The sequence below is a fragment of the uncultured Alistipes sp. genome, from assembly GCF_910580175.1.
GTDB lineage: Bacteria > Bacteroidota > Bacteroidia > Bacteroidales > Rikenellaceae > Alistipes.
In genome coordinates, this window is the sequence record NZ_CAJTXD010000002.1 from 416,190 (window position 1) to 429,087 (window position 12,898).

The window sequence follows — 12,898 nt, forward strand, 5'->3', positions numbered from 1 at the left end:
GAATCGCAATGGGTAGAACCTCAGTCCCTTGCCGAATGACCGAAAAGCAGGATTTCGAGGAGTAGAGCGAGGTTTTCGTTACTTATCCGTTGCCTTTTTCGGGTCGGGAAAGAGGCAGTCGAAGGCTCACCTCCACCCTACGAAAACGATTCTACGCTTCGAGGAACACCGTTTTTCTCACGAAACTCCACGACAAAGATAGTCGTTTTGCTCGGAGTTTCTCGAAAAGACGGTTTCCGATGTGAGGGCATAGTATCTTATTCTATGTTTCGCTTCGTTTTTCATGACTTCAAATAACTCTATACCAGCTAATTTTGCAAACAGTTAATAGAGTTATGAATCAAGAGGATGTAAAGGTTGCGTTCTACCTCAAAAAGAACATTTTCGGTAAGCCGAGGGCAGAGGCGAACTCGTTCGCGCTATGCCGAGGCGAGAAAAGGTGCACGAATGTGAACGAAACCAATACCGAGGGGCGTTGTCCCGTCATGGGTCGTTTGACTATCGGCCGTTCGGAAAGCGTGTTCAGCGCCAAGATGCTCGCGCCATGTTCGCTGTGGGTGTCTGGCCGTGCCAAAGGCAAAAGCGCCGAGGCCGTCGAAATCAATCGTCGGTTGGACGAGCTGCGGGCTTCGGCGCTGGCTATCTACCGCGAACAGTCTGCCGTTCGCGAGCGGGTAACGGCCGAGGAGGTCAAATGCCTGCTGTTGGGTATGGCTTTCGGGCAGGAAACGCTGCTCGGGTACTTCCGTTCGTTCATCGAGCATTTCGAGAAACGGGTGGGTGTGAATCGCACGGCCAAATCGGCACACACTTATCGTTGCGCTCACGAACATGTCGAACGGTTCCTGTCGGAGCGGCTTCGGCTGTCGGATATTCCCTTTTCGGCTTTGGATCGGTCGTTCATCGACAGGTTCGACCTGTACCTGCGTACGGAGCGGCAGTTAGCTCCGAACACGATAGTATTATATATGTCGCGTCTGCATACGGTAATCAACAAAGCCATCGCCGCAGGCATCATCACCGCCGATCCGTTCGCCGGATACGAGCCTCCGCGTCCCGAACGCAAACGGCGTTACCTCACGCGCGAGGAGTTGCGGCAGCTGATGACTACGCCGCTTTCTGTGCCGAGGCTTTACCTTGTTCGCGACCTGTTTTTGTTCTCCTGCTATACGGGTATCAGCTACGGCGATATGTGCCGATTGACCGCCGCGAACCTCGAAACGTCAGAAGACGGAACTACGTGGATTAAGGCGACGCGGGAAAAGACGAACGTGGAGTTCGAGATACCGCTGCTCGACCTGCCGCTTCACCTTATAGACAAATACCGCGATACGACATCAGACGGCAAACTGCTTCCCATATACGGAAACTCGGAGTTGAACAAGGGACTGAAACTTCTTGCCGCTGCTTGCGGCATCGACCGTAAGCTGACCTTTCATATGGCGCGCCATACCTACGCCACGGAAATCACGCTTTCGCACGGCGTGCCGATGGAGACGGTTAGTCGCATGCTGGGACACAGCCGTGTCGATACGACGCAAATCTACGCCCAAGTGACCGATAATAAAATCGATGCCGACACGCAGGCTCTTGACGAACGGATTGCAGAATGCTTTACAATCGCTATCTGATGGAAAAGAATAAAGATATGAAACGTCGCAGCACGTTCGCCGTGTTGTTTTATATCAACCGTACGAAAGTCCGCAAGGACGGCATGTGCCAGCTCTTGTGCAAGGTGAGTATCGACGCCGAAGCGGCACAGATCGGGACGAAAGTCGCGGTAGACCCTGCAATCTGGAACCCAACGACAGGGCGTGCCGACGGCCGCAGCCGCAATGCCAACGAGGTGAACCGAGCCATCGACGCACTGACGGAGGAAATCAAGGCGCACTACAAGCGCATCAATCTGTCACTCGGTTTCGTAACGGCCGAACTGGTGAAGAACGCTGTGAAAGGCATCGGACAGAAGCCGCTGACCCTGCTGGCATTGTTTCGGGAGCACAACGAGGAGTTTCGCAAGCGGGTCGGCATCGACCGCACGAAAGAGACTTTCGAGAGCTATGTGCGTTCGTACAACCACCTGCGAGACTTCGTGCAAGAGAAATGCGGGCAGGAAGATATAACCTTGCGCAGCCTCGACCGAGAGTTCTACGATGCGTTTGACTTGTTTCTGCGCACGGAACGCCGACTGCAACAGAAGTCTGTGCATGAACATCTTTACCGATTGAAGAAGATGACTATGCGGGCCGTTAATCAAGGGACGCTGCGCCGCGACCCCTACGCTACGCTGCACCCCGAACTGCCCAAGCGTAGGAGCCGCCACCTGAAACTCGACGAACTGAAACGCCTGCTCGGCGAGCAAGTCGCCGATCCCGAACTGCAACGGGCGAGGGACTGGTTCATCTTCTCGACCTTTACGGGACTGGCTTATGCGGATTTGAGACAACTATCGGGAAAGCACATTACACAGGATAAAGATGGCGTGCGATGGATACATATCCGACGACAGAAGACCGGCACGGAATCGGTCGTGCGGCTGCTGGACATACCTCTGCGGATTATCGAGAAATACCGAACCGAACGTACCGATGAACGACTGCTGCCGATTTGCTCCTATCATAAGTTACAAAAACTTATGCCACGACTGGGTAAAGTTTACGGAATTGGAAATCTGACATTCCACAGGGCCCGGCATAATTTCGGAACGCATATCACGCTCTCGTTGGGCGTGCCGATTGAAACGGTCAGCCGCATGATGGGACACCGACGGCTGATGACCACCCAAATCTATGCCCATGTAACGGACAGAAAGGTGAACGAGGATACGAAGCAGCTGCGAGAACTATCCGCAAGCCGAAAGCTCGAACTCTATGAAGAACCTATAAAGAATTAAGCGTATATGACGACTCAACCCATAACGATCGAAAACGGGCTGGTAACGATTCGCCCGACCGCCAACGGAGTATGGCTCACGCAAAGTCAAATCGCCGATATGTTCGGAGTATTTACTGCTGCCGTAAGCGCGAATATCCGAGCGATTCTCAAAAGCGGCGTTCTGTACGAAGACCGCGTTGTTCGCCGCACACGCTGCCGAAACGGAAACATCGTTGAGCGATACGATCTTGAAATGATTATGGCATTAGCATTCCGACTGAAATCCGAAAATGCCGAAGTATTCAGACGCTGGATCATAGAACGAGCGACGACACTCGCTATTGTCTGGAAGATGCCAAAGGGCAATAGTAATACATTAAGCTGAAACTTGAAGACAAAATTCAAGCAAGATGAATTATGCAATAAAACCTACAACGATATTGAAGCAAACCAAAAACGATCCAACTCCATGTAAGTTTTGGCAATATCATCTGTTTCTACTCTTCAAATAATTTCTTTTTCCAACAATCCATATCCTCTGACGGGACAGCTATCCATAACAACTTTTTAGGTCGTGTACAGGCTACATATATAATACGGAGTTCTTCATTGTTATGAATGTTGTTCCGAGCAGAATCATTCAGAATAGTCGTATAATTCGTATGGACAGCCTTTTTAGAAAGAAATACTAAAATAGCTTCCAACGTCATTCCTTTTACAGAATGAATCGTTTTTAGATAAGGGCGCGCTTGTCGTAATTGATGATTCGATGTCCTAAAAAGCGATTCAATACTAACATTGGCTTTATCCAGTTCCACTGTTAGATTTATTCCCCTTTGTTGAAGTTCAGCAATCCAGTTAGACAATGTGTTATTCGTAGAAGGTAGTTTTTGAATAATATCAAGCATTTTTTTTCGATAACATCTAAACCCCATATCTGCTATTTCTTTTCGTATAATACTTGTAGGAACATATCGTACTTGCTTTTTTGTTTTGTAGTAACCTTTTTCAATAAGAGCCAATCCATCCGAGTATTTTCCCAGATCAATCAGATATTTCCCATACACAATATCTCGAACACCGTAGTGCCCATTTTTCCACGGACTACTTTGTCTTGCAACATCTGAATTATCATTGTTTGCTAATCCGAAATAAGTTGCCCCAAAACTTTGTCCCCTAAATACAATTGCATATTCGGATTCATTCAACCCTATCTCTTTGCATTTTTCGATGAAGTTATCAGCAATTTGATTGACTGATTCCGGCGTGCTGAGATGACTTTTCAGACATGGCTTTTCAATATAATCTTTATTGCTGGCTATCGAACTCATTGCATTTCCAGAGAAACGATTAGCCAATTGACATATTTTCTCGGAACTACGTCTATTTTCCGACAAGTCCAATGAATACCAATCCGGACTACTATATTTCTCCATAAATAAATGTGGATTGGCAGTATTCCATTCAAAAATAGCTTGGTCTGGATCTCCGATCAACATAATAGAGTTTGCTCCATATTGAGAAAATTTATCAATTATAGCCATTTGCAACTCTGTTGTGTCTTGAGCTTCATCAATTATCAAGATCGGGAATCGACGAACAATATTTTGTGCTATTGAAGGATATTTATCTAATATTCTGAATGTAAAATATATTACATCTGCCTGATTGACCTTGCCTGCATTGAAATGTTTCCATTTCATTTCTTTCAATTCAGATATAATCTTTTTGGGTGAACCATCTTTCTTATTGGGATTATCCCAATCTGCTTTTCCGAAATGATATGCCTGATATGGGGCCAATCGCAATAATTGGTCATTAAGCCCAAACGATATAAGATCGAAATAGTAATTGGCATCACGAGACACAATAATATTTCTACCGGACTTATCTCTAATATGTCTTGTTTGGGTCGAATCATAATCATCCCATTTATTAAACTCGGTTCCTACGATCTCAGGACGACAATCGCATCCCATAACTAAATGAGCATAAGGCAGAAATATGTACGTATTTATAAAACTGTCGATCGTTCCAATAAATGATGGATAGCCTATGTTTGCATAACCGAATGTTTCTTTAAGTTCTTTTTGTATAACCTCACACGCTGTGTTGGTAAAAGATAGGGCAGCTATTCCTTGATGTCTCGACAGATTATTCTCGCCTAAAAGTTTTGCCATACGTGCGGCCACAGAGAAAGTCTTTCCACTTCCCGGACAGGCTTTCACGACAATTCTCGGCTCGTTGCAATCTACAACAGCCTGTTGTTGCGCTGATAATTGAATATCCATACTATTATTTTGTTGGTACTACAAACAAAATAGCCTCCTTGATATAATCAGGCACATCAAATGCTCTTTCGTTTTCTAACCGGTCATAAAGCTGCAATGCAAATTCAGCCTTATCATTATTCCGTTCCAAATATTGCATTAAAGTCTGTGCATCAAATTCAGATTTCAATACATCTGTTCGAGGATGAAGCTTACGATATACCTCTCGCATTATAGTCTTATTGCGCTCAGATTGTTCGAATAAATCATGCTCAAGAGTGTGTGGAGCCAAACATACTTTTAGGTTATGTTTCTCTAAATCCTTTGCTTTTTGCGCTCTGTCGGATTTGTCTTTATCTTCTTTGGGATCGCTGTCTGTAATAATCGCACATTTCGACAATAGTCGCTTTCTCTCATCATCATTGTTGAATAATAACCCAAAATGATTAAATGCGACACCTCCGATATTAACTAATTCGATTCCACATTTACATAAGTCTATTTCTTGATCCAAGAATTTCTTTGCAAGAATCGGTATAATAATCGCTTCCGCTACACCTTCTACCAGCAACACGCCATTAGCAAAAAATAACTGGGCTTTTGTTGTATCTAAGAACTTTCGTAAATGACGTTTGCTCTCAACCGGATAATCACGTTCCGTTAATTTGCCAAATGAAAATGATTGTACGATATTTTGTTTCCGTTGCAAAACGGAAATATTATCGACATTCGATTTTGCCGTAATCGTCGGAGAGTGCGACGTTACAAATACTTGAAGTCCTTTGCTTTGGAGTTCATTCATATATTCGAAGAAGGTATTCTGATACTGTGGATGCAAGTGCGCTTCGGGTTCTTCCACCAGCAAGGCATTATAGATTTCCAATGCATTATCTTCACATCTATTAATAAGATCACCCAACACAACAGACGTAAAAATCAGATTATTTTCGCCCAATCCATTTTGATACAATTCAAAATACTTTTGTTCTTGACCATCCTCGACCGTTTTGTAGACCGGACATTTTAATTCGACACCTCGTACCACATCGGAAAATTTCCGTCCAACGTAACGCATTTCTATATTGGGATGTTTACGAGTTATTCCCGTCCCTTCAAGATGGGCATTGACCTTACTTTTTCCTGTTGTTAGAATATGTTTCCAGTCCGAAGCATCATCTTCAAAAACATGGTACAAGTTTTTTGCGAGCAAATCTTTCCTTTCTTCATTTAACTCAATTTCTTCTTCGCCTTTATTGTATTTTGTAAGTTGATTAAATAATTGAGATGTTTTATTGTCGTAAGAATAAGGACGCAGACAGCTTACGGCATCTCTCAATGGGCTTAAATAAGTATAGAAAATTTCTTGCAGTGATTCATATGTAACTTGCTGCCCTTCATTATCTCCGCCCCATATTATTCGTTTGAAATATTTTTTCTTTCCATTATTTTCTTGAATGAATTTCAGATGCAACTGCATTGTTTGCTTGTCCGGATCGTTTTTATCTTGTGATATGAAATCATAGAAACATTCTTTTTCGATTGACGCATCGCCGAATTCAAATATTAAGTCAAATTGTATTGTCGTATTGTTTTCTGTTGGGTCTATGGGATTGACATGTAAATCGCTTTCTTGAATATAGATATAATTGTCTGGTTTCCCACATCCGAGACATATGCGCAAAGCATCTATAATTGCAGTCTTACCTGAATTATTTTCTCCTATCAGAATATTTATTCCATTCTTGAAATACAGGGTAATATCATCGAATACCCGGAATTTACTGATGTGCAAACAGCTTAAATACATGCTTCTATATTTTGAATGTTATACGAACTCCAAATAGTTATCCCTATTCACGACATGGAACTCAGCATGGGGATATGCTTCTTGAAACACCTTCGGGACATTGGGCATCTTGTTGCCCCATTTGAATTCTAACGCAGTCAGACTATCTGCACTCTCCTCAATCAGGTCGATTTCCTGCTTGTCGTAGGTTCTCCAAAAGTAGAACTCCTTATGCAGCCCTTCGTTGAAATTCGCCTTGCGCCGTTCTCCGATGATGTAGTTTTCCCACAGCGCACCGACATCCTGCCGAATGGCCAGCGGAGAAAATGCTCCGATAATCGCATTGCGGATTCCATTGTCGTAGAAATACCACTTCCCGGCTTTCGTAACCTCCTTGCGGAGATTCCGCGAGTAAGCTCCCAAACGATAGACGACAAAGACTTTCTCCAACAAATCGAGGTATTTTTCAACGGTCGTTTTACTCATGCCAAGCTGTTTACCCAACTCTTCGTAAGAGACCTCGCTTCCTAACTGAAAGGCGATAAGCCGCAATAGGTCGCGCATCTTGCTCGAATTCTTCAAGCCGTCGATCGCCAAAATATCTTTCAGCAAATATGCCCCGACAATATCGCGCAGATAATCGGTCTTACGCTCATAGTTGTCCATCATCACCACCTCCGGATAGGAGCCGTAAATCAAGCGCGCTTCGAGGTTCTGACGGGTTTCAAGCGCCGTTTCCGTTTGCGCGATTTCCCGTTGGGAGAAGGGCGTCAGCAAGAATTGCGTACTGCGACCGACCAGCGGCTCGCCCGTCTTGTTCAGCAGATCGAATGAGGACGACCCGCTGGCCAATACGCTTATACCCGGTATTTCATCGACGATCAGTTTCAGGATACTGCCGATTTGAGGGATATTCTGAGCTTCGTCAATAGCCAATAGGTCGATGCCCTCCAACAAATGCCTATAATTGGCGACCGAGCGATTTTCCAACAAAGCCAACGTATCGTAATCCTCGCCGTTAAGCATCATCGTCCGCCCCGGGTAGCTATCCACGATTTTGCGCATCATCACCGTTTTGCCCACACGCCGGGCGCCGAAAATCAATACCGCCTTATTGGGTGCGATTCGTGCCGTAATCTTCTCTTGGAGTATTCTGTTTATCGTTTCCATATCTCAATCAATCCTTTTTGCAAATATACTCATTATTTTTTGTCAATGACGATTTTTCTACAAAAATCATACTTTGTAGTGGCGATTTTAATACAAATATAAGATTTTACAGGATTAGGTATGGATAGATTCCGTTTCGTTCGCGCAGGTATTTCGGAGGATTTGCAGGATGCAAGATCGGACTGACGGGCGGTTTGGCGGAAAATCTTCCTTGCGTCCTTCGACCGAAGCGTGTTTCCTGCAAAAATCTTGTCGTGAGCTAATCCCGAATCTTTTAAGCTACTGAAACAGAATCCATCCATACCGGCTCCGCTAAGGCATAAACGAATCGAAGTTCTCGTTTGCCATTTTTCCCGATCGGTTGAAAGTTCATGAAACAGAAAAACAGAATCGTCCCCTTCCGCTTGGCATAAATGGAGCAGAATTATTGTTATGTTGGGATGCTGGTATATACGCATGCTGTTACATGAACAAACATACGGTTATTCAGTCGGCTAACCATGCAGTCAAACGTATGACTGTATGATCGTTTGATCGGTCATACACGCATGCAATCATTTGTATGTTTACTCAAGTATTCAGTCAAGCAGTCGGTTGATCAGTATTTTAACTCTCTAAACAGCCATACGATGATTTGTCCGACTGGACGAATCATTGTATGACCGAACACTTCATGCCTGTTTCGACCCTTTGTCGCTTGTGGCTTCGAAGTGGCTCTATACGGCACAATCGACTATTATGCAATGAATTGAATCGGTCGGTATCTTTGTGCCGTTGTAACGATTCCGACGTAGATGGAAGCCGCCTTGCCCGTTTTTACGGCGGCCGGTTCAATAGTCCGTCCGATGAGCGGACGGAACGTTTTCGATAAGCCAAATGAGCAGAGCCGTGCTCGCACGGTTCTGCCATGGCGAGAAAACGACGGCGAAAGCCAACGTATTTGCAAAGGGCAAATAGCAAGCTGTGTTTTCCGTTACCCGAAACTATTTCCGTAACGGAAAACAGCTTGCCCGCAAGGGGGGGCACCTCCGAAGTCGGCGCTTTTCGACAGGCGGCTCCGCCACGAACGAATCGCAATTTTCAGCAACCGGCGAGGCGACAGCCTCACCTCAAAAATTTCGATTATGGAGAAAAACAGACCGACCCGCAAGGGTCGAAGGGGACGCCCCGCGAAAACAGATACCGCTTCGCATTGTGTCATGGTGCGATTCAACGATGCGGAACACGCCCGATTTCTGACGATGTACGAGCAATCAGGGCTGTTGTCGAAGGCGGCTTTTATCAAGGCACGGGTCTTCGGCGATGTGTTCCGGGTGATAAAAACCGATCGCGGAACGCTGGAATACGTGGCCAAACTGACGCAACTGCACGCTCAATTCCGAGCCGTGGGAACGAATTACAACCAAGTCGTGAAGCTGTTGCACACCCATTTCTCGGAGCGGAAAGCACTCGCCATGCTCTACAAATTGGAGAATACGACCCGAGAACTGGCGGCTGTCGGGCAGCGAATCGTCGCTCTTTCCGAAGAGTTTCAAAAGCGATGGTAGTCCGAACTTCTATCCAAGGAATCAATGATAGATGCTATAAAGCAAACTGAATTTCTATTATAGAACCTCAACTATATACTTTGATGTATCAAGAACAGTATAAAAAAGTGACCTAAATATTTAACGGATTGTTTAAGAAACCAAGAAAAAATAGTTGTTAACCGTGCGATTCCCAATAATTCATAGTTGTTGTATTATCAAATCACTCGTTCTAAATATAAAAGTAATATTAGGCACTTGAAATATGTTTCTAATGAGTTGAAATACAGAACAGAGATAAAGCCTTCGTATGCTAAATCAGAATTTAGAGGCGATGGCGAAGCTGCTCTATGATTACTGGTTCGTGCAGTTTGATTTTCCTAATGAGGAGGGGAAACTGTATAAAAGTAGTGGTGGTAAAATGGTTTGGAATGAAAAGCTGAAACGCAATATTCCTGTTGGCTGGCATTGTGGAAACCTCTTTGAAATTGCTGTTTTTACAAATGGTTTGGCTTGTCAGAAATTCAGACCAAAGGATGATGAAGTGCCATTGCCTGTTATCAAGATACGAGAAATGCACGATGGTATTTCTGTTGACACTGAAGAGGTAACGTCAAATATACCAGAGTCAGTAAAGGTGTATAATGGTGATGTGCTATTTTCATGGTCAGCATCACTGGAAGTTATGCTCTGGGCTTATGGACTTGGAGGACTTAATCAGCACATCTTTAAGGTTACATCTGCAAATGATTTCCCGAAGTCATTCTACTATTTTCAACTTTTGGATTATGTCGATGTATTCAAGAAAATGGCAGAAGCAAGGAAAACAACGATGGGACATATTACGCAAGACCATTTACAACAAAGCACAATCGCCATACCTGATAATAAAGATATTGCGGATAGATTTGAGAAACTGATATCACCTATCTTTGAGCAGATAGAGAAGTTGCAAGAGGAAATATCAAATTTGACTAAGCAGCGCGACGAACTTCTCCCGCTCTTGATGACCGGTCAAGTGTCGGTAAATTCTGATTTAGTGTTCTTGTATTATATTAGAGCACTAAATCAGAGAAGTATGAAAGAAAATGTTATTCGGGCAATTGTTGCGGCCATGCAGCGTGATTTGGATTGCCGGCAGATAGCACAACTCAAAGCTGTGCTAATTAAAGAACTGCAGGATGTGGAAATAACGGAAAGTTCCGGTGATTCCGCCAAACGAAAAGAGGAGACAGAAGACCTTTTGTCGGCTTTTATTTCTGCAAAAAAGATAGAGGGGTGCTCTATTAAAACGCTGATATATTATCGCAATACCATTGAACGGTTGCTTGATATTGTAGATGTTGCCATACACCATATTACGACAAGTGATATTAGGCAATATCTCTCTATGTATCAAGAACAACACAAATCGAGCAAAGTGACTATTGATAATATGCGTCGTATTTTTTCCAGCTTCTTTGCTTGGCTCGAAGATGAAGACTATATAGCCAAAAGCCCTGTACGGAGAATTCATAAGGTGAAGACAGATTCCCTTGTGAAAGAGGTGCTGAGCGATGAACAGTTAGAACTACTACGCGACAACTGCACCAATAAGCGCGACTTAGCTATAATTGAAATTCTTGCATCAACCGGCATTCGTGTCGGAGAGCTTGTGAAGCTAAACCGAACGGATATCGATTTTCACGAAAGACAATGTATTGTCTTCGGTAAAGGGAATAAAGAGCGTGTAGTCTATTTTAATGCTCGCACCAAACTGCATCTTCAACAGTATCTAAATGAACGAACGGATATAAATCCAGCTTTATTCGTTTCTTTGTCTGCTCCGCATAATCGACTGACAATAGGTGGTGTAGAGGTGCGTATTCGGAAAATGGGTAGACGATTGGATATACCCAAAGTACATCCGCACAAATTTCGTCGTACGTTGGCAACTATGGCTATTGACAAAGGAATGCCTATTGAGCAGGTGCAGCGTCTGCTCGGACATGTTCGCATTGATACGACTCTTCATTATGCAATTGTCAATCAAAATAACGTGAAGATTGCGCATAAGAAATTTTTAAGTTAAACGCTTAACGCATTATTGCCCGAATTTGAATACCTTTGTATTCAAAGAAGGACAGTAATGGCTAAGGGAGAAATCGTAAAACCGGAAGTGGCAGAGGGGCTTGTTCATGACGTTTGTATCATCATAGAGCAAGCGCAAAAGTCTGCGTATTTAGCTATCAATGAAACGCTCATCAAACGAAACTGGTTGTTGGGTATGCGTATCCAGCATGAGGTCTTGAAAGATCAACGGGCAGGATATGGCGATCAGGTTATAAAAACGCTGGCAAAAAAATTGACGGAGAAATACAAAACAGGTTTTACAAAGACCAATTTATATAACTATGTTGCTTTCTATCAGTCATGGCCAGACTTTTTCCACGCAGTGAGTGGAAAATCAGAAGACGAATCGCCAGACAACATTTTCCACGCAGTGAGTGGAAAATCAGCATCGGACTTTGATATTTTGCAATCACTGACTGCAAAAACGTCTATTCGCTTATCGTGGACACATTATCGTATAATTCTGCAAGAACCTACAACAAATGGTCGTACATGGTATGAGAACGAGGCGGCCAATGAAATGTGGAGTACGCGGACATTGCAGCGGAATATATCATCGCAATACTATCATCGTCTGCTACGGTCGCAGAACAAGGCTGTTGTTCACGACGAAATGGTCAAACTCACTCAGCCGCTGCAAGACAAGCTGGAGTTCCTGAAAAATCCTGTTATAGCAGAGTTCTTGGGATTCAAGAATAACACCGACTATACCGAGAATGCTTTGGAGCAGAGTATTATCGACCATCTGATTCCTTTCCTGATGGAGCTGGGTAAAGGTTTTGCGTTAGTTGATCGGCAGAAACATATACATACAGAGAAGCAGGACTATTATATAGATCTTGTGTTTTATAATTACCACCTGAGATGTTTTGTCCTGATCGACCTCAAAACCTCCAAATTGAGTCATCAGGATGTAGGTCAAATGGATATGTATGTCAGGATGTACGATGAATTGGTGCGCCCCGAAGGACACAATCCAACTATAGGTCTATTGCTTTGCGCCGATACGGACGAGGATGTGGCACATTATTCCATACTCAATAACAATGATCATCTTTTTGCGGCGAAATACCTCACTTATATGCCGACCAAGGAAGAACTGCGCCGCGAGATTGAGCAGCAGAAAGAGTTTTTTAAGTTGCAAAATAAATAGACTTGCA

At 43.9% G+C, this 12,898-nt stretch carries 9 protein-coding genes and 1 pseudogene; 7 read left to right on the forward strand and 3 right to left on the reverse strand.

From position 1 onward, the window contains the following. Positions 1–335 precede the first annotated feature (335 nt). Genes QZ298_RS04160 through QZ298_RS04170 form a run of 3 tightly spaced genes read left to right on the forward strand, consistent with a single transcriptional unit; the run spans position 336 to position 3,259 of the window. Positions 336–1,631 carry a site-specific integrase gene (locus tag QZ298_RS04160; RefSeq protein ID WP_363323888.1) on the forward strand — a complete coding sequence of 432 codons (1,296 nt, stop codon included), beginning with the start codon at positions 336–338 and terminating at the stop codon, positions 1,629–1,631. After that, the gene (locus QZ298_RS04165) at positions 1,631–2,893 is read left to right on the forward strand and encodes a site-specific integrase (protein ID WP_296005612.1); all 1,263 of its coding nucleotides are present in this window, start codon (positions 1,631–1,633) and stop codon (positions 2,891–2,893) included. The genes QZ298_RS04160 and QZ298_RS04165 overlap by 1 nt, the downstream gene beginning before the upstream one ends. A 6-nt stretch (positions 2,894–2,899) precedes the next feature. Next, entirely contained in the window at positions 2,900–3,259 is a 360-nt protein-coding gene (locus QZ298_RS04170) for a protein-tyrosine kinase (RefSeq protein WP_296005615.1), read from the forward strand. Positions 3,260–3,371: 112 nt separating this feature from the next. Here the strand turns inward: QZ298_RS04170 and QZ298_RS04175 are convergent, their stop codons facing one another. Genes QZ298_RS04175 through QZ298_RS04185 form a run of 3 tightly spaced genes read right to left on the reverse strand, consistent with a single transcriptional unit; the run spans position 3,372 to position 8,100 of the window. Beyond that, positions 3,372–5,165 carry an ATP-dependent helicase gene (locus QZ298_RS04175; protein WP_296005618.1) on the reverse strand — a complete coding sequence of 598 codons (1,794 nt, stop codon included), beginning with the start codon at positions 5,163–5,165 and terminating at the stop codon, positions 3,372–3,374. A 4-nt stretch (positions 5,166–5,169) separates the two neighbouring features. Continuing rightward, positions 5,170–6,951, reverse strand: coding sequence for an AAA family ATPase (locus tag QZ298_RS04180; RefSeq protein WP_296005620.1), 1,782 nt, complete (start codon positions 6,949–6,951; stop codon positions 5,170–5,172). A gap of 18 nt (positions 6,952–6,969) precedes the next feature. After that, the gene (locus QZ298_RS04185) at positions 6,970–8,100 is read right to left on the reverse strand and encodes an ATP-binding protein (protein ID WP_296005623.1); all 1,131 of its coding nucleotides are present in this window, start codon (positions 8,098–8,100) and stop codon (positions 6,970–6,972) included. A gap of 1,124 nt (positions 8,101–9,224) precedes the next feature. Between QZ298_RS04185 and mobA the strand changes: the two genes are divergently transcribed. From mobA to QZ298_RS04200, 4 genes and pseudogenes are all read left to right on the forward strand, one after another. Then, entirely contained in the window at positions 9,225–9,647 is a 423-nt protein-coding gene (mobA, locus tag QZ298_RS04190) for a conjugal transfer protein MobA (RefSeq protein WP_290057233.1), read from the forward strand. A gap of 400 nt (positions 9,648–10,047) precedes the next feature. Beyond that, positions 10,048–10,578, forward strand: a pseudogene (locus QZ298_RS08655) (restriction endonuclease subunit S); the annotation flags it as partial. A 126-nt stretch (positions 10,579–10,704) separates the two neighbouring features. Continuing rightward, positions 10,705–11,697 (forward strand): site-specific tyrosine recombinase/integron integrase, encoded by a 993-nt coding sequence (gene xerA / locus QZ298_RS04195; RefSeq protein ID WP_286335463.1) that lies wholly within the window; start codon positions 10,705–10,707, stop codon positions 11,695–11,697. Positions 11,698–11,754: 57 nt separating this feature from the next. After that, positions 11,755–12,891 carry a PDDEXK nuclease domain-containing protein gene (locus QZ298_RS04200; RefSeq protein ID WP_286335462.1) on the forward strand — a complete coding sequence of 379 codons (1,137 nt, stop codon included), beginning with the start codon at positions 11,755–11,757 and terminating at the stop codon, positions 12,889–12,891. Positions 12,892–12,898: the final 7 nt, after the last annotated feature.